Raw genomic sequence first — 16,860 nt, forward strand, 5'->3', positions numbered from 1 at the left:
TTTGCTCCGGCGCTGACCCAACTCAGGTATCGAGCCGCCCTCCCAGGAACTGCGCCAACCGGCTACGCATGAGCCGGCTCTCGCTGCCGAGATTGGCGATGGGTGAGCCCTTGAGTTGTTCCTCGGCCAGTTCCGCACCGACACCGGCCAGTGCCAGAGGACAATCAATGGCCAGCGCCAGCTTGTTTATATGCCGGAGCAACGTAGCCGTGGCAGGTACCGGGGCGAACAGGACCAGCCCCTCAGGCTGGACTGACTGGCATACCAGCGGCAACTCATCAAGCGGCTGACCCGTTGGCAACACCTGGACCGCTCCGTCGTCTGCGCCTAGCAACAATCCAGTTACCAATAGCTCCAGTTCAGGACAGTGTTCAGGCAACGCGGCGAGCAATACGCAGCGGTTTGAGGCGCGCCGGCCCAGCTGCAGGCGTTGCAGCACGCGGGCGCGAAGAAAGGCATCGTAAAACAGCCACTGGCTGAGCTGACCGAACCCGCGTTGATGCCTATGCTCGCGCCATACGGGCAACAGTACCTCTTCGAATATCAACGAAACCGGGTAAGTAGAGAAAAGCTGACCGTACACCTGCTCGAGACGGGCTTGGTCAAAAGCGGCCAGCGCCTCTCCGATACGTGCTTGCCACCCGCGCCACTCACTGGCGTCTGATGGGACGAACGTGATGCCACCGGCCTGCGATGTGATCTGCGCCCCTGAATCAACCGGCTTGCTGCGTGCAAGCAGACTGCCCACCTTGCTCACTGCTACGCCGCGCTCTGTCCAGGACATGATGCTGCGAATGTTTTCCACGTCACCCAGTGAATACAGCCGATGCCCGCCTTCGGTCCGCACCGGCTGGATAAGCCCATAGCGGCGCTCCCATGCACGCAGCGTTACCGGATTGACGCCCGTCAGGCGCACCACTTCACGAATCGGTAGCAGTTCATCAGTGACAGAGTGCTCGATAGGGTCAGACACAGGCTCGGCTCGTTTGGTCATGGGCGGGAAACGCTATGGATGAATGTCGGCATTGTAACGCGGCGATCCATCATCGCCAGGCAATAAAACCCCGAATCCGCGGCGACTCACAGAATATGAAGGCATTTCGCCAGCTACAACAGGAAGAACGTGGAATAATGCCTGCCAAAGCGCTTTTGAGTAGGCTGCAGTCAGGCCGAGTTGTTCTAGAATGGCGCCAAACGTACCGGGGTTAAAAGAATGATCAACGCAAAACTGCTGCAACTGGTAGTCGAAGCATCCAATGACGGCATCGTGGTAGCCGAACAGGAAGGCGACGACAATATCCTCATCTATGCCAACCCCGCCTTTCAGCGTCTGACGGGTTATCAGGTCGATGACATTCTTTATCAGGACTGTCGTTTTCTGCAGAACGATGACCGGGACCAACCCGGTCTGGCTGCAATTCGCGAAGCGATTCAGAATGGCCGCCCGTGCCGCCAGATCATTCGTAATTACCGTCAGGACGGCACCGGCTTCTGGAACGAGCTGTCGATTACCCCGGTATTCAACGAGGGCGACCAGCTCACCTACTTCATCGGCATTCAGAAAGACGTGAGCGTTGAAGTCGAAGCTCAGGATCGAGTGCTTGAGCTCGAAGCGGAGGTCGCCGAACTGAAGCGCCAGCTGACGCAGCTACAGGAGAAATCCTGACCGAACAGGCTGGATCGATGGTCCGCGGATACGGCGATAGCAGCCGCCGACTTCTGACTCGTCACATAATATTCTGTATGCAGGTGCGTGCTCCGAAGAGCCCCCTCGCCTGCTGAGCCGTATCCTGCGGCGCTTCCTGCTCCCAGCCTGCCCCTCTGTTAACAAGCACCCCCCAAAACCTGTACAAAGCCTGAACCAGGGAATGCTTTACCTGTTGTTATACATATGTGATTATTTGTACAACTTAGGCCGTAAGTGCGCTCACGCCGATTTCGGCATGGATAGCCTGCTTACACGGAACGTTTCACGGAGCCCCATCATGTTCACCCGCACTCGTAAACTGAACGACGCCCTACAGGATTGCCAGACCCAGTTGGCGGCGCTTCGAGACGAGCAAGCCGCCCTGCGCAACGCCATGGCGATTGTCGAGTTCAGCCCTTCAGGCGTGGTGCTGGATGCCAGCCCGGTGTTCCTGGCCATGACGGGCTATTCCCTGGATCAGCTTCGTGGCCAGCATCACGCCAGACTTTGTGAATCGTCCTATGCGCACAGCCGTGAATTTGCCGATCTATGGCAGCGTCTGCGAGCCGGAAAGCGCTTTAGCCAGCTAGTGCTGCGACGAGCAAATGACGGACGCCAGCTCTGGCTGGATGCCAATTATATTCCGGTATGTGATGCCAGCGGCGCGGTACAGCGCATCATCAAAATAGCCACGGACGTCACGCAGCGCACATTGCGCTCGCAAAGTGAGTCCAGCTATGTTCAGGCAGTTGACCGGTCCATGGCGGTCATCGAATTCGACCTTGAAGGCCATGTGGTGCATGCCAACGACAATTTTCTGAAGGTAATGGGTTACCGACTGGAAGAGGTTCGCGGCGAGCATCATCGGGTCTTCTGTCAGCCGCTTGAAGTGCAGAGCGACGAGTATCGGCAATTCTGGAGCCGCCTCAACCGCGGCGAGTACAGCGCCGGACTCTTCGCGCGAATCAATAAATATGGCGCCAAAGTCTGGCTTCAGGCGACGTATAACCCTTTGTTCGATGCGCAGGGAGAGCTCTATGGCGTGGTCAAATTCGCCACTGATATTACCCGGCAGGTCGAACAGCGCGAAGCTGAGACGCAAGCAGCGCAACTGGCCTTTGATACCTCCCGACAGACTGACGCGCATGCCGAACAGGGCACCGCAGTCGTTCAGCAAACCGTTACCGTCGTGCAAAGCATCGCAGATGAACTGCGCCAGGTTGCAGAGGGTATCAGCGCGCTGAGTGTGCAGTCAGAAGAGATCGGCAGCATCGTCGATGCGATTCGTGGCATTGCCGAACAAACCAACCTTCTGGCGTTGAATGCCGCGATCGAGGCAGCACGCGCCGGCGAACAAGGCCGAGGCTTCGCAGTGGTAGCCGAAGAGGTACGCAACCTTGCGCGGCGTACCAGCGAGGCAACCGTTGCGATTACCGAGGTGGTGGGTAAAAACCGCGAGCTGGCCAGACGGGCCGAAAGCAGCATGCAATCAGGCACACTCAAGGCAGAACAAGGCGTGAGCCTGGCCAATCAGGCCGGCTCAGTGATTCTCGACATCCATCTGGGCGCCCAGCAGGTAGTGCAGGCCATCGGTCAATTCGCCCAGACCCTCGACCAGCACCGTTGAGGCCTGCTGCCTGGCCGGCCTCAGGATGCCGGCCAGGCTACGTCAGGCAACGCTTCGAAAGCCGGACGGGCGAGCAGATAACCCTGGAACAGATAAACCCCCAGGTTTCGCAATTCACGCAGCTCACCTTCCGTCTCGATCCCCTCAGCGATAACTTCGATATTCAGCGCCTGACATACGCCGAGTATCCCCTGCACTATGGCCCTGCGCACCGGATGCGTGTCGATGTCCCGCACCAGCCCCATATCGATCTTGATAATGTCCGGCTGGAATTCCGCGAGTAAATTGAGCCCGGAATAACCGGCACCAAAATCATCGATCGCGGTCCTGAATTTTTGCCGTTGGTACTCCGTGATGATGTCTTTCAGATGCTCCTTGTTCACCAATTCCTCACTCTCGGTAATCTCGAAAATGATTTTCTCGGTGGGAAACCCAGAGCGCCGCGCAGCAGCCAGGGTCGCGCGAATGCAGGTCGCGGCCTGGTAAACCGCGTTGGGCAGAAAGTTAATGCTCAGCATACAGGGCATCTGGAGGCGCGCAGCCAACTCCACGGCCTTGACGCGGCACGCCTGATCAAAGGCATAGCGGTTGTGTTCGTTGACCCGTCCAAGCACTGCCCCAGCGCCGCTGCCGTCGGTGCCGCGCACCAGCGCCTCGTAGGCATACAGGCTGTTATCGCGTAGATCAACGATCGGCTGAAACGCCATACTGAAATCAAACGCCAGGGCTTTTCCATCACGGCAGGACTGGCAGGGATTGTTCGAAGGCTGAAGGCTCATAAACAGGAATATCCATATAAGAATTGAATGATGCAAAAAGTTCTACGTATTCTTATACAACACCATTGACTTGTACAATATAAATCGTACTCTTATAAAATATGTACACCATACGGATCTCGTACAAGGAGCACATCCATGGCCGTCACCCTCGACACTATCAAGATCGGCATAAGCGCCTGCCTGTTAGGACATCCCGTGCGCTACAACGGCGGCCATAAGCAATCGCGGTTGTGCAAGGATGTTCTGGCCCGCCATTTCGAGTTCATACCGCTCTGTCCGGAGCAGGCGATAGGCCTTGCCACGCCGCGCGAACCGATACGCCTGGTTGGCGACCCAGCCAATCCCCAGGCATTGGGCAGCATCAACCGCACTATCGATGTGACCGACGCGCTCACCTCCTTCGGCACGCAAACCGCCGAGCAGCTGGACGATATCTGCGGCTACATCCTGATGCAGAAGTCGCCTTCCTGCGGCATGCAACGCGTCAAGGTATATCAGGACAACGGGCAGCCTGCTGACGGCGGCGGCCGTGGGTTGTTTGCCGCAGCGCTGATGCGTGCGCGTCCTGATCTGCCGGTCGAAGAAGACGGTCGCCTGAACGATGCGGTACTCAGGGAAAACTTCATCACCCGCGTCTTCGCCTATGCCGAATGGCAACGGCTACAACGTGCCGGACTGACGCGGCGCGGGTTGATCACCTTTCATGAGCGTTACAAGTATCAGCTCATGGCAACATGCCGCGAGCAGTACCGACAACTCGGGCGTGAGGTGGCACAAAGCGCCTCCATACCGCTAGAGGCGTTTGCGCCACGGTACTTCAGCCAGCTGATGGTCGCGCTGAAACAACCCGCCAACCGCGGTAGCCACACCAACGTGCTGCAGCATCTGTCCGGTTATCTCAAGCGCGCGCTCAGCTCGCCGGAGAAGCAGGAGCTGCAGCGGCTGATCGAGCAGTACCGCACGGGAGTAGTGCCTCTGGTCGTGCCAATCACCATGATCAAGCACCATTTGCGTCGGCACCCGCACAGTTACATTGATCGTCAGGCGTACCTGCAGCCGCACCCTGATGATCTCAGCCTGCGTAACGCATTGTGATCACGCCACACAGTGCCGATAGCGGCTCCCAGCTGGCCGATGACTTATTACCGATCCGAGAAGTGGCCCGCCAGACCGGCGTGAATCCGGTCACCTTGCGCGCCTGGGAGCGTCGATATGGGCTGATCCAGCCCCAGCGCACGCCCAAGGGCCACCGCCTGTACAGCGCAGAACACATCGCCCGGATTCGCCAGGTGCTCGGTTGGCTGCAGCGCGGCGTGGCGGTCGGTCAGGTCAAGCGACTGTTACAGGACTCGCCAACCCTCAGGGAGCCGATCAGCTCTCAATGGGATGAGCAGCTGAATGAATGGCTGGCTTGTATCGAACAGCTCGCCGAGCGCCAACTGGACGACGTATTCAACCGGGCGCTGGCCCTCTATCCCTCCGAGACATTATGCGAACATCTGATGTCCCCCTTGCTCGCGCAGCTGCAATCACGCTGGGCCGCACACCCAAGCATGCGCGTGGAACAGGCATTTTTTCTCTCCTGGCTGCGCAGCAAACTCAATGCCCGGATCTACCACGGAAACCGGCTACTGAGCGGTGCGCCACTGTTGATGCTGAACCTGTCGGATCGCGCCATGGAACCCAATCTGTGGATATGCGCCTGGCTGGCAAGCAATGCCGGCTACCCGGTGCGGGTGCTCGAATGGCCCGTTCCGGCCGAAGACCTGGCGCTGGCAGCAGAGCGAATCCGCCCGTGCGCCCTGCTGCTGTTCAGTGATCAATGCATTGACCCGGCTCACCTGAAGCGCTTGCTTGGCGCCAGTCAGCTACCCCTATTGCTGTGCGGCCACGCCGTGAGCATCCACCGCGACGCATTGCAGAGCCTGTCCACCCTGCACCTGGCAGACACTCCATTGGCTGCTCTGCACTGCTTGCAGCGGCTCAGCTTGCCCGACGGCCAATGAGGACTCTCACATGCGTCAGTTGATGTGGTTTCGCAGCGATCTGCGGGTTCAGGATAATACCGCCCTGACCGCCGCCATGCAGGCCGGGCCGACTATTGCCGTGTTTCTCCTCAGCCCTGGCCAATGGCAGGCGCACGATGATGCACCGTGCAAAGTCGATTTCTGGCTACGCAACCTGGCAATGCTGCAACGCGAGCTGAAGAAACTGAATGTTCCGTTGCTCGTCCGACATGCGCGGCATTGGCCGGATGCCGCGGGTGTTATTGCTGATCTGTGCCATGAGCATGACATCGGCAGCGTTCAGGTGAATGCCGAATACGGCGCCAACGAGGTGCGGCGCGACGAGGACGTCACAACCGGCCTGGATGCACTCGGCATCAGTTTTCACAGCCACCTGGACCAGGTGTTGTTCCAGCCAGGCAGCATTCTGTCGCGTTCGGGCAAGTACTTTCAGGTCTTTAGCCAGTTTCGCAAGGTCTGTTACCAACGCCTGAACACCGCACCGCCAACAAGCGTTGGCTTACCGTCTGCGCAAACCCCACTCGGAATCGCCAGCGACCCGATCCCCGACAGCGTTGCGGGTTTCGATACAGCGGATGCCGCCTTGCAGGGCTTGTGGCCAGCGGGCGAACACGAGGCAGTCGAGCGTCTGGAGCGTTTTGTGACAGAGCGCCTGGACGACTACAACCGCGACCGCGACATCCCTGCCAAGCCCGGCACCAGTCAGATCTCGGCCTATCTTGCAGCGGGCGTGCTGTCACCGCGCCAATGCCTGCATGCGGCGCTGCGCAGCAATCGCGGCGAGTTCGAGACCGGCAGTCCTGGTGCGGTTACCTGGATCAATGAACTGCTGTGGCGCGAGTTCTACAAACACATTCTGGTCGGTTATCCGCAGGTATCGCGGCACAAGGCATTTCGCTCGGCAACCGAAGCCCTTCCCTGGCGCCACAATCCGCAGGAGCTGGCCGCCTGGCAACAGGGACGCACTGGTTTTCCGCTGATCGACGCGGCCATGCGGCAACTGCTGGCCACTGGTTGGATGCACAACCGCCTGCGCATGGGGGTGGCGATGTTCCTCACCAAAAACCTGCTGATCGATTGGCGCGAGGGCGAACGCTTCTTCATGCAGCATCTGATCGACGGTGATCTGGCCGCCAACAACGGCGGCTGGCAATGGAGTGCCTCCACCGGTACAGACGCAGTGCCCTGGTTCCGCCTGTTCAATCCCGTCACCCAGTCCCGCCGATTCGATCCGGACGGGCGTTTCATTCGTTACTGGCTCCCCGAGCTGGCCGGACTGGACGACCGCAGCATCCATGAACCGGCTTCAGCTGGAGATTTGTTCGGTATGGCGGATTACCCGCCGCCCATCATCGATCTCGCCGCAAGCCGTCAACGGGCCTTGAACGCGTTCAGGAGTCTCTCATCAATAGATGTGCCAAGCATCCGATTTCTCTGTTACTCGGCGACAATTTACAGGTTGAATGCCCGGGCTGCGCATCAGAAAAGCGGGAGGGATTCCTGTAGCGATGTGTCTTCTGGCGGTAGCGGAGCAATCATCTCCGGGCCGTCATTGCTGACGTTGCCTACCGCTCTGGTCACGGCATACCATTCAAAGGCATCGGCGGGCAGCGAGTGATAACGTGCCAGATCATGGGCATGGTTTGCCGGCAAGGCGGGGTCAAGCCATTCGCGTGCGACATCCGGCGGTAACACAACAGGGCGCCGATCATGAATATCCACCATGCCCTGATCCGAATCGTCAGTAATAATGGCGAAGCCCCCTGCACTATCCCCCTGTGAGAAGGCTGCAATAGCGGCAAGAAACATCGGCTCATCAGCCTGCAGCCTGAGGTAATAGGGTTGCTTGCGCCTGGGGTCATCCGCATCCGCGACCCATTCAAACCAACCGTCCGCGGGTACCAGGCACCGCCCGATTCCCCAGATGGCTTTCCAGAACCGACTGCTTGCAGCGGTTTCGAGCCGCGCATTGATAGCCGGGGCACGTCGTTCTTTCGCCCATGCAGGTGCGTAACCCCATTTCACCTGAGTAGTAAGCAAGTCAACGCCGTCCTGACGGATCAGATGGACCAGCGTTCCCGGCGGCACGTTATAGCGACCTACCGGTGGCTCGCTCGTCGGCTGCTCCAGGGACTGGTTAGCCAGATAGCGAAGATACAACTGCAGCGCACGGTGTTGCGCGATACGTCCACACATGGGCGGGTCTCCGGCTGAGTGCCTCACTGAAGCATAGCTGACACACGCTATGCGCCCGTCGTCCCGCCCAGCAATTGCCGCCTGCGTGCCGGCTGGTTGCTACCGCTAGCAGCGCTCGATGTGTGAAACAGCGCCACTACCGGTACGAGCCTGACCGTCAACCGAACATCAGGCCGAGGTCATTAACCGTAATAACTTGGCGAGCAGCTCATCCAGGTTGAAAGGTTTCATCAGGATATCGGTGCCGGGTTGGCTGAACTGGTTCCGGTCCTTGGCGCTTTCCGCATAACCGGTCATGAACAATACCGGCAGGTTTGGCCGTACGCGCCGCGCTTCGTCCGCCAGTTCATGCCCGCTCATGCGTGGCAGGCCGATATCTGTCAGCAGCAGATCGATGGGCGCGTCACCATGCAGCAGTGCCAGCGCGCTTTCTACATTGTCCGTCTGCGTACATTGATAACCGGCATCGGTAAGCCGCTCGGTGATGGCTGCACTCACAGCGATAATGTCTTCAACCACCAGAATGTGTCCGCTCGTCGTGGCGCGGGCAGGGTTGCCTTCCACTTCAGCTGCTTGATGTATTTCTTCGCCGACTGGCAATAACAGCATCACTTCGGTGAATTCCCCAACCTCACTACAGAGCCTTGCCACACCACCGGACTGACCGGCAAAGCCATACAACATGGACAATCCCAACCCGGTCCCTTTGCCTACAGATTTAGTGGTAAAGAACGGGTCGAACACCTTGTCCAGCACCTCGGGCGCGATACCAATGCCGTTATCTCTGACTTTGAGCGCCGCATATCGCCCATCGGCAAGTTCAGGATCACGCTCCACCGTAACCACCTCGGTGCTTATGCAGATCTCGCCGCCATTTGGCAGCGCGTCCCGGGCGTTGATTACCAGGTTGATCAATGCGCTTTCGAGCTGACTTCCATCTGCGTAGGCGACCACAGGTGAGGGGGCCAACTCCATGACCAGCTGGATGTTTTCACCTATGGCGCGACGAATGAAGTCATCCAGCGAGCCAACCAGTGCATTGACGTCTATGGATCGGGCTTCCAGCGGTTGCTGTCTAGCAAAGGCAAGCAAACGGTGGGTAAGACCGGCGCCACTTCTGGCCGATTGCAACGCGGTGTCGGCGTAGCGTTTGATCTCGCCATAACGCCCGGCCTCCACCCGTTCGGTGATGAGCTCCAGGCTCATGATTACGCTGGTCAGGAGGTTATTGAAATCGTGGGCGATACCGCCGGTCAACTTGCCCAGCGAATCCATCTTTCCGGCTTGCAGAAGCTGCGCTTCGGTACGCTCGCGTACCTTTACTTCATGCTGCAACTGGTGACTGACAGTAGCCAGCCGCTGCTCCTGGCTACGCTCCTTTTGCAGCCGCTCGGTCACATCTTCAATAAAAACAAGCGCCAGATCGGGCGGCCTGTACGGCGCTACCTGCCATTGGGTAATACGCTCTGAAAACGGTCCACGCATGGTTGCGGTCCCGGTCCAGCGTTTACCTGCCTTGATTCTCGCACTGACGGTATCCAGCAGGTCCTCCTGGCCGTCTGCCATGCAATTGGAGATATCATCACCCGGGCAGCTAGCGATCAACCTGGAAAACGCGCGGTTCTTGTTGTGCACCTGAAACGATGAATTGACCACAGCGATGGGCGCAGAAATATTTTCAAAGATTTCGCGAAAATGCTCTTCCCGCTCCTTCAGTGCGCGCTCTGTATCACGCACCCGCAGCAGCGTACCCAGCGTCGCCAGCAGCACGTCGGGATCTATTGGGTGAACCAGATAGGCATCCGCTCCGGATTCCAGACCATTGATGATGTCGCTGGTCTCGATTGAGGCGGCTGATACATGAATAACCGGCAATACCGCTGTGCGCGGATCGGCGCGCAAGCGGCGGGCAATATCGAAGCCGCTCATGTCAGGCAGATTGATATCGAGAATCAGCGCGTCGATCGATTCCTCATCGATCAGCGCCAGCCCGTCAGCGCCGTTGCCTGCCTCAAGCACCAGATAGCCATGAGCCTCGAGCCGCCGGCGAATGGAATATCGAGTGGCTGCGTTGTCGTCGACGACGAGCAGTCTCCGCTTAGTCATCACTTGCCTCCGTTCTGAGCGACACCGGGATCACCAGGTAAAATGTTGAACCGACACCTGGCTGGCTTTCGATGCCGACACGTCCACCAAGCAACGCAGCGTACCGCTTGCACAGTGACAAGCCGAGCCCGGTGCCGCGCAGACGCTTCTGCAAAGGCGAATCGATCTGCACGAAATCCTCGAACAGGCGGTCATGCATGTCGGCGGGAATGCCAATTCCGGTATCGCTAACCGAAAAACGTACCTGGTCCTCGCCGACCATCATCGCAGAAATCCGCACCTCCCCGCGCAGGGTGAATTTCAACGCATTGGAAATGAAATTTCGCAGAATCTGGGCGAGCTTCTTGTCATCGGTATACAACCGCTGCACACCGACCGGCTCCTCGAAGATCAGGTCGACTGCATCGGTGTCGACGATTGGCCGGAACATGCCGCGCAACGCGGCGAAAAAGTCGAACATATCGAACCAGCCCGGCGAAATGGTGATTCGCCCCGCTTCAATCTTGGCCAGGTCGAGCAGGTCGTTGACCATTTCCGTCAACTCCCGCGCAGCGCTCTTCACGAACATCACCTGCTTCTGTTGCTCTTCGTTGAGCGGCCCGTCGAGTTCATCCTTGAGCAAGCTGGCAATACTGAGTATCGACCCAAGCGGAGTGCGGAATTCGTGGCTCATATAGGACAAAAAGCGGCTTTTGAGCTCTGACGCCTGCTTCAGTTCTTCGGCCTGAGCGTCCAGCTCGGCATAGAGTGCAAGCACCCCCTGATTGGTCTCCTCAAGCTCCTGTCGCAGGGCCTCGTTCTCGGCCCGCAAGCGAGCCAGTTCATTTGATTCAGCCATTGAGCAGCTCCAGGTCTATAGCCATGACGGTGACATCGTCGCGGCCTCTGCAGAAATCCCTGTGCAACACCGCTGCAACAGTCGCGGGGTGCTGCATACCCAACGCCGGATAGTCGCCAAGATCCCAGCGGGACTGCAAACCATCGCTGTACATGACCAGCAGCTGAGCATTCGCCTCTGCATAAGTAAAGGTATGCGCCTTGCGATACTGCACGCCGACAATGCCCGGATGCGAGGCCATGCCGCGCGAGCCCTGGGCCGAAATCAGCCGCGCACCGATATTGCCAATTCCGGAAAATTGCAATGTCCCGCTGTCAGCGTCGTATTGTGCAATGGCCGCCGCCCCGCCCCGCGTACCGTTCATGGCGCGGTGCATATCGGTCAGCAGCGCATCCGGATGTTCAAAAGGGCGCTGAGCAAAGGCTTCGGCGCCGCAGCGCCCCGCCTCTTCCGCCTCTTCGCCATGACCCAGTCCATCAATGACCAACGCGCTGAGCTTGCCCCCACGAACAGCCAGATGCCATACATCACCACATGCCGCCTCATTACGCATGGCGTGCTGGTTGACCCCTAGCCGCAGATCCGTCACGTCACGGGGAAACAGTCGCGCCAGGACAACCGCCCCGCGCTCATCGGCGTATATATCCAGCACCTGGGACTGTCTGGAAATCGATCCCAACCCTTCGCCCGGCGTGCCTCCGGTGGAGAAGCCGTCGCGCAGGCAACGGTGCGCGTCAAAGCCCGGTCCCCTGTCGATGGCGATAAGCTCGATGCCCTGCCCGCCGCGCCCGGGTACAACCCGGCAATGCAACTCACCGCTCTGCGCATGTTTGAAAATATTGGTGGCCAGCTCGGTCGCGACCAACGCTGCCCGGCCCGCGCCGGTCTGATCGAAACCAAGCTGTTCAGCCAGTTGTTTGGCCCGACGACGGGCCTGGCCGATACGACTGTCGTCATCGACCGGGATGACCTCGGTGAGCGTACCTGCGAGGTTCAAGTCCATTGGGTGATCGAAATGCGGGTGCCCTTGCCAGGCGCGGTCTCGAGATCGAACTCGTTGACCAGCCGCTTGGCGCCGGTCAGCCCTAAACCCAGCCCACCTCCGGACGTCCAGCCTTCGGTCATTGCCAGCTGCAGATCCGGGATGCCGGGACCCTCATCGCTGAAAACGATCCGAATGCCCCGACGCACCCCGTCTTCCAGCATTTCCCAATCAAGGTCGCCACCGCCGCCATATACCAGCGTATTGCGCGCCAGCTCACTCACAGCCGTTACCAGCTTGGTTTGCGCGACCAGGCGCAAGCCGCAATCCTGCGCCAGCTTGCGGCACGCCTGACGGGCGAGAACGATATCCTGCTCGGTGCGGATGGGCCGTGTGCCCTTGTCGGTGACCTTCATTGTTGCTGCACACTGTGGCGCAGCAACTGCATTCCCCGGTCAACATTCAGCGCCGTTGCGACACCCGGCAGATTCAGCCCCAGTTCGACCAGCGTAATGGCAACCGCCGGCTGCATGCCGACAAGTACTGTCTGCGCATCCATGATTTTGGAGAGGCCGGAAATGTTGGCGATCATCCGTCCAATAAAGGAGTCCACAATCTCCAGGGCGGAGATATCGATGAGCACGCCCCGCGCGGCCGTTGCGCTGATGCGATCAGCAAGGTCTTCCTGCAGATTCAGCGCCAACTGATCGTGCATCTCTACCTGGACAGTCACGAGCAGAAAATCACCCATCCGAAGTATCGGGATACGTTCCATGATCAGCTCGCTTTGGTTACTGAAAGGCCTGAACGGCGCAGAGCAAGCGCAAAGGCATCAGCAAGGTTGGCCTTGGTGACAATACCTTCAAGATCGAGCCCGAGGTGCACGATGGTCTGGGCGATCTGCGGCCGCACGCCACTGATAATGCAATCGGCGCCCATCAGGCGGATGGCCGTTACGGTCTTCAACAGATGCTGCGCGACCAGCGTATCGACTGTCGGCACGCCAGTGATGTCGATAATCGCAATTTCTGAACCGGTATCCACGATGCGCTGCAACAGCGACTCCATGACCACCTGGGTGCGCTGCGAGTCCAGCGTACCGATCATTGGTAGCGCCAGCACGCCATCCCACAGTTTCACCACGGGCGTCGACAGTTCCAGCAATTCTTCCTGCTGACGCTTGATAACCGCCTCGCGAGCCTTCTGGAAGGTGCGCACGGTGTGCAGCCCCATCGCATCAAGCAGTTCGGAGACCGCAGCGATATGGTTGGTCAGCGTGGCCGGATCGACCGAGGTCTCGCGTTGGAACAGATCAAACAGCGGACGCTTGAGCGAGAATATGAAACTGGCGGTCTGCTGCGCATCGAGGCCTTGCAGAGCACGGCTATGGGACAACGCTTCGAGGAATTCGCGAGCCTCGGCCCAACCAGCGGCACCCAAGTTATCCATTCCCGACTCGGCAACCCCTTCGCTGAACAGCTTCAGGAAATCACCCGTTTGCTTCTTCAGTTCATCACCACGTACACCACGAGCCGCCCCGCTCTCTTCCAGGTTGGCAAGCCACGCCGCTTGTATAGACGACTGCTGCCCCGAGAGCGCGTCGATGATGCTTTGATCCATTTGTGACATTCGTCAGTCTCGCTGCTGAGTAAATTTGACGAATAGTACCTGTTTTGGATCGCTTTTGGCGTTTTCGTCGCGATCAAAGGTCGCAACGGGCTGAACTGCAAATTGGGATCGCCATGACTGGCGGCCGTTTGTGCGGAACGGGCAGCGCGGCGTTCACAAGTGAGTTGCGAACATCGGGCGGTTCAGCGCGGCGTCCAGCATCAACGTCGCGGCAGCTACTGCGCTTGGCACTCATACCAACCGAGATACCCAATGCTCAGCCCCTGCTCAAGAGAGAAATGCAGCTCTGTTGCCACGCGCTCTCCCGGTTTCGCTGACTCCGCCTGTCCTTCTCCATCTGGAAACACCTTCATTTCCAGGCCTTGTGCAGTAAACGCGAGCCCTTTATTCAGGTTTTCATAACCGGGATTCTGGTCTGCTGACAGCTCCACCAGCCGGCCGTGAATTTTCATGACGGCACGATATCTCTCGTTCTTCGCAGCGTTGCTGGCGGCCAGTACCGGAGGGCTCTCTGCGGTGTATCTGTATTGGCAATAAGGACCATCCCCCAGCACCTTCTCGATTTCGGCACGTTGCATCGTCTGGGGATCGATCGTGGGGATATCAGGCGAGTTGACGGCTTGTTGCGCCCCCACTACCTCTGGAGGCGGCGCCTGCATCATTGAATTGTCCATACCATCCCGGGAGGCAGGATCGTCGCATCCAGCCAGAAAGGCGGCGCTTAGTGCTGCGGCCGCAAGAAACAGACTGGGCCGAGTACGGTACGCGGAAGCCATAAGCATCAGTCTGCCCCCTCCAGGTCGCGAATGAGATATTTCATTTCCGAGATTTCGCGGCGTTGCGCGTCGATGATTTCATCGGCCAGCTTTCGTACTCGTGGGTCCGTAATCTGCGCACGCTCGCTGGTCATGATTGCTATTGAATGATGAGGAACCATAGCTTTCATATATTCGGCATCGTCGACGGTAGCCTGGCTACGCACCAGCCATAGGGCGGCAACGAAAAGCACTGCGCTGCCCGCGTAGATGGCGATATTCACCCCTTTTTTCTGGTACATATTGAGCATGAAGCTGAGCATTACCACTGCCATGACAGCGCCCATCACAAGCGCCATCCAGGCTCTGGTTTCGCTCCACAGGACATGTTCGAGCGCGTAGGTGTTGAGGTACATCACCCCATACATGATGATCGTGGAGGTGCTGACCATTGCGCCGAAACGCCAATACGACATATTCATATGGTTTCCTTTAGTGTCTCTGATCTACCGAGTCGCCCGTGTCAAAACTGGCATATTCATCAGCCGTCATTCCAGGCAGCCGTGCGACAAAGGCTGTGATTTGCCACATATCATCATCACTATGAGTCGGTCCAAACGCAGGCATGCCGCTCATGCGCACGCCGTTTTTTACCAGCCAGAATATTTCATTGGGCTTCCATTCAGAAACAACGTCTGGAAGATGCGGAGGCCGCGGCAGCATGCCCTGAGACCACTCACTTTTTTCAATTCCTGGAGCGCCGTGGCAGTGTTCGCACATTGCTTGATAGCGTACCGCTCCGCCAGTAACCATCGCGTCGTCCAAGGCAGGAATGTCAATGGACTCTGCTCTGTCGACCACAGCGTTTTTCATGGTTGTTTTGAACGCCCAGCGTACGATGGGCTGATGGTCCCGGGACGCCCCAACATTGTAGGCACCCGAATAAACGACCCAGATGATGAAAACCAGGGCGACTAGAATGAACGCCAGAATTCCGGCGATAGCTCCGAAAGCTGACTGTCTGGTTTTCGCTTGCATTGCATCACCTCTTGTCTAGCTTCACAGAGCCGCCCCTGTTAGGTGACTCGCGCAGGATGATGAGGTTTCATCGATTATGCCAAGCTGACAGAAATGTAATGTCCCGCCCCTCATAGCTACGCCAGAGATCGCGCCCCGTCAGGGTGATCAAAAGCGGCTGGCGTCCCGGCGAGACTTGGTGACTGGTTTTGGGGCAACCTGGCCGGTTTTCATGTTCGGCTCTAAAACCACATGCGTACCCCAGCAACAAACCGCGCTTCTTCCGTTTTCTCACCTTCCTGCCGGGCGATATCGGCCGTTTCTCCAAAAGACCGCCCCCAGCTCACGCCGATATAAGGCGCAAACTCGCGGACTATTTCATAGCGAAGGCGCAAGCCAGCTTCCAACTTACTCAAACCGGAGCCTACCCCACGCGCGGGATCATCCTTGCCATAAAAACTCAGCTCGGCCACCGGCTGGAGTACCAGACGGTTGGTCAGCAGGATGTCGTACTCACCTTCCAGGCGGGCAGCGGTCTGTCCGCCTTCACCCAGGTAGCCGGTCGCCTGTACTTCCAGCCCATACAGTGCCATGCCCTGTACTCCCAGCGCGGCCCAGGTCTGGGGCGAGCCCGGCTTGAAGTCTTGTCTCACGCCGCCGACCACTTCCCACCAGGGGCCGATAGCATGCCCCCAAAGCAATTGCAGCTCTGCATCCTCAGTCACGCCGTTGGTGCGCTCGCCCTCGGAGCGAACCCAGAGCCGGTCGATGTCACCGCCCCACCATCCCGAAACCTCCCAGGCCAGAACGCTTCCTGCGTCGGCGTTCTGGTATTCGAGCTGATCAAACAGCAACAGACCGAAAGGCACTTTGTCGTGCACGGTGTGCCCCTGAATAGCCGGGAACGCAGCGGCGCGATCAGCATCCGTCAGGGCCGGGATAAACGCGGGCAGCACACCGTCAGGTCGGTCCAATCCCGACGAGCCGTGTCCCATCTGGCTATGGTCCACCTCATCGTGTTCAGCTGGATGGTGTTGCATCTGGCTATGGTCCACGTCCTGCTGCACCGGTTCGTGATCCATGGTGGTGCCGTGGTGTTCCCCGTGTTCTTCGGCTCCCAGAGCAACCTGGACGGGAACAATGCTCAGCAGCAACGCAGCCTTCAAGGCATTGCGGGTAAGATAATTGCGCTTGCAAAGATTCATTGTTGCGGC

Annotated in this window: 16 protein-coding genes and 3 pseudogenes; 6 read left to right on the forward strand and 13 right to left on the reverse strand. The window is 58.5% G+C overall.

Translation table 11 applies throughout. The features are described from left to right. Nucleotides 1-22: 22 nt before the first annotated feature. A complete protein-coding gene (locus FZE95_RS00150) occupies nt 23-994 on the reverse strand; it encodes a MerR family transcriptional regulator (protein ID WP_150298801.1) in 972 nt (323 codons plus the stop codon). 219 nt (nt 995-1,213) lie between these two features. Here FZE95_RS00150 and FZE95_RS00155 point away from each other — a divergent pair, with 219 nt between their 5' ends. From FZE95_RS00155 to FZE95_RS20000, 3 genes and pseudogenes are all read left to right on the forward strand, one after another. Beyond that, complete coding sequence (locus FZE95_RS00155) at nt 1,214-1,666, forward strand: PAS domain-containing protein (RefSeq protein WP_150298802.1); 453 nt, start codon at nt 1,214-1,216, stop codon at nt 1,664-1,666. 415 nt (nt 1,667-2,081) lie between these two features. After that, nucleotides 2,082-2,768 (forward strand): annotated as a pseudogene (locus FZE95_RS19995) (PAS domain-containing protein); the annotation flags it as partial. A 99-nt stretch (nt 2,769-2,867) separates the two neighbouring features. Next, nucleotides 2,868-3,314 (forward strand): annotated as a pseudogene (locus FZE95_RS20000) (methyl-accepting chemotaxis protein); the annotation flags it as partial. A 20-nt stretch (nt 3,315-3,334) separates the two neighbouring features. Here FZE95_RS20000 and FZE95_RS00165 read toward each other — a convergent pair. Then, nucleotides 3,335-4,093 carry an EAL domain-containing protein gene (locus tag FZE95_RS00165; protein WP_223824911.1) on the reverse strand — a complete coding sequence of 253 codons (759 nt, stop codon included), beginning with the start codon at nt 4,091-4,093 and terminating at the stop codon, nt 3,335-3,337. A 138-nt stretch (nt 4,094-4,231) separates the two neighbouring features. On the opposite strand from FZE95_RS00165, the gene FZE95_RS00170 reads away from it, so the two are divergent. Genes FZE95_RS00170 through phrB form a run of 3 tightly spaced genes read left to right on the forward strand, consistent with a single transcriptional unit; the run spans nt 4,232 to nt 7,741 of the window. After that, nucleotides 4,232-5,191 carry a YbgA family protein gene (locus FZE95_RS00170; protein WP_150298804.1) on the forward strand — a complete coding sequence of 320 codons (960 nt, stop codon included), beginning with the start codon at nt 4,232-4,234 and terminating at the stop codon, nt 5,189-5,191. Next, entirely contained in the window at nt 5,188-6,102 is a 915-nt protein-coding gene (locus FZE95_RS00175) for a MerR family transcriptional regulator (RefSeq protein ID WP_223824912.1), read from the forward strand. Before FZE95_RS00170 ends, FZE95_RS00175 begins: the two co-directional genes overlap by 4 nt. Before the next feature lie 10 nt (nt 6,103-6,112). Continuing rightward, entirely contained in the window at nt 6,113-7,741 is a 1,629-nt protein-coding gene (gene phrB / locus FZE95_RS00180; protein ID WP_150298806.1) for a deoxyribodipyrimidine photo-lyase, read from the forward strand. Here phrB and FZE95_RS19670 read toward each other — a convergent pair. The 11 genes and pseudogenes from FZE95_RS19670 to FZE95_RS00235 form a co-directional block, all read right to left on the reverse strand. After that, nucleotides 7,741-8,319: pseudogene (locus tag FZE95_RS19670) on the reverse strand (SOS response-associated peptidase family protein); the annotation flags it as partial. The gene phrB and the pseudogene FZE95_RS19670 overlap by 1 nt on opposite strands. Before the next feature lie 168 nt (nt 8,320-8,487). Then, complete coding sequence (locus tag FZE95_RS00190; protein ID WP_150298808.1) at nt 8,488-10,425, reverse strand: response regulator; 1,938 nt, start codon at nt 10,423-10,425, stop codon at nt 8,488-8,490. Next, a complete protein-coding gene (locus FZE95_RS00195; RefSeq protein ID WP_150298809.1) occupies nt 10,418-11,263 on the reverse strand; it encodes a sensor histidine kinase in 846 nt (281 codons plus the stop codon). The genes FZE95_RS00190 and FZE95_RS00195 overlap by 8 nt, the downstream gene beginning before the upstream one ends. Then, nucleotides 11,256-12,260: an ATP-binding protein gene (locus tag FZE95_RS00200; protein WP_150299317.1), complete on the reverse strand. Its 1,005-nt coding sequence runs from the start codon at nt 12,258-12,260 to the stop codon at nt 11,256-11,258. Before FZE95_RS00200 ends, FZE95_RS00195 begins: the two co-directional genes overlap by 8 nt. Further along, a complete protein-coding gene (locus FZE95_RS00205) occupies nt 12,257-12,661 on the reverse strand; it encodes an anti-sigma regulatory factor (protein ID WP_150298810.1) in 405 nt (134 codons plus the stop codon). The genes FZE95_RS00200 and FZE95_RS00205 overlap by 4 nt, the downstream gene beginning before the upstream one ends. Next, nucleotides 12,658-13,020: an STAS domain-containing protein gene (locus FZE95_RS00210; RefSeq protein WP_150298811.1), complete on the reverse strand. Its 363-nt coding sequence runs from the start codon at nt 13,018-13,020 to the stop codon at nt 12,658-12,660. Before FZE95_RS00210 ends, FZE95_RS00205 begins: the two co-directional genes overlap by 4 nt. Nucleotides 13,021-13,022: 2 nt before the next feature. Next, complete coding sequence (locus FZE95_RS00215; RefSeq protein ID WP_150298812.1) at nt 13,023-13,874, reverse strand: STAS domain-containing protein; 852 nt, start codon at nt 13,872-13,874, stop codon at nt 13,023-13,025. Nucleotides 13,875-14,089: 215 nt separating this feature from the next. Then, complete coding sequence (locus FZE95_RS00220; protein WP_150298813.1) at nt 14,090-14,548, reverse strand: hypothetical protein; 459 nt, start codon at nt 14,546-14,548, stop codon at nt 14,090-14,092. Nucleotides 14,549-14,655: 107 nt separating this feature from the next. Then, nucleotides 14,656-15,111: a DUF305 domain-containing protein gene (locus tag FZE95_RS00225; RefSeq protein ID WP_150298814.1), complete on the reverse strand. Its 456-nt coding sequence runs from the start codon at nt 15,109-15,111 to the stop codon at nt 14,656-14,658. 10 nt (nt 15,112-15,121) lie between these two features. Further along, complete coding sequence (locus tag FZE95_RS00230) at nt 15,122-15,667, reverse strand: c-type cytochrome (protein WP_150298815.1); 546 nt, start codon at nt 15,665-15,667, stop codon at nt 15,122-15,124. Between the two features lie 221 nt (nt 15,668-15,888). Then, nucleotides 15,889-16,851: a copper resistance protein B gene (locus FZE95_RS00235; protein WP_397387063.1), complete on the reverse strand. Its 963-nt coding sequence runs from the start codon at nt 16,849-16,851 to the stop codon at nt 15,889-15,891. Between the last annotated feature and the right edge of the window lie 9 nt (nt 16,852-16,860).

It is taken from the genome of Pseudomonas profundi, assembly GCF_008638305.1.
In the GTDB taxonomy this organism is placed as follows: Bacteria; Pseudomonadota; Gammaproteobacteria; order Pseudomonadales; family Pseudomonadaceae; genus Halopseudomonas; species Halopseudomonas profundi.

Excerpts from the sequence above, each read along its gene's own strand:
- FZE95_RS00150 (WP_150298801.1), bottom strand. The coding sequence starts at position 994 with ATGACCAAACGAGCCGAGCCTGTGTCTGACCCTATCGAGCACTCTGTC.
- FZE95_RS00155 (WP_150298802.1), top strand. The coding sequence starts at position 1,214 with ATGATCAACGCAAAACTGCTGCAACTGGTAGTCGAAGCATCCAATGAC.
- FZE95_RS00165 (WP_223824911.1), bottom strand. The coding sequence starts at position 4,093 with ATGAGCCTTCAGCCTTCGAACAATCCCTGCCAGTCCTGCCGTGATGGA.
- FZE95_RS00170 (WP_150298804.1), top strand. The coding sequence starts at position 4,232 with ATGGCCGTCACCCTCGACACTATCAAGATCGGCATAAGCGCCTGCCTG.
- phrB (WP_150298806.1), top strand. The coding sequence starts at position 6,113 with ATGCGTCAGTTGATGTGGTTTCGCAGCGATCTGCGGGTTCAGGATAAT.
- FZE95_RS00190 (WP_150298808.1), bottom strand. The coding sequence starts at position 10,425 with ATGACTAAGCGGAGACTGCTCGTCGTCGACGACAACGCAGCCACTCGA.
- FZE95_RS00195 (WP_150298809.1), bottom strand. The coding sequence starts at position 11,263 with ATGGCTGAATCAAATGAACTGGCTCGCTTGCGGGCCGAGAACGAGGCC.
- FZE95_RS00205 (WP_150298810.1), bottom strand. The coding sequence starts at position 12,661 with ATGAAGGTCACCGACAAGGGCACACGGCCCATCCGCACCGAGCAGGAT.
- FZE95_RS00210 (WP_150298811.1), bottom strand. The coding sequence starts at position 13,020 with ATGGAACGTATCCCGATACTTCGGATGGGTGATTTTCTGCTCGTGACT.
- FZE95_RS00215 (WP_150298812.1), bottom strand. The coding sequence starts at position 13,874 with ATGTCACAAATGGATCAAAGCATCATCGACGCGCTCTCGGGGCAGCAG.
- FZE95_RS00220 (WP_150298813.1), bottom strand. The coding sequence starts at position 14,548 with ATGGACAATTCAATGATGCAGGCGCCGCCTCCAGAGGTAGTGGGGGCG.
- FZE95_RS00225 (WP_150298814.1), bottom strand. The coding sequence starts at position 15,111 with ATGAATATGTCGTATTGGCGTTTCGGCGCAATGGTCAGCACCTCCACG.
- FZE95_RS00230 (WP_150298815.1), bottom strand. The coding sequence starts at position 15,667 with ATGCAAGCGAAAACCAGACAGTCAGCTTTCGGAGCTATCGCCGGAATT.
- FZE95_RS00235 (WP_397387063.1), bottom strand. The coding sequence starts at position 16,851 with ATGAATCTTTGCAAGCGCAATTATCTTACCCGCAATGCCTTGAAGGCT.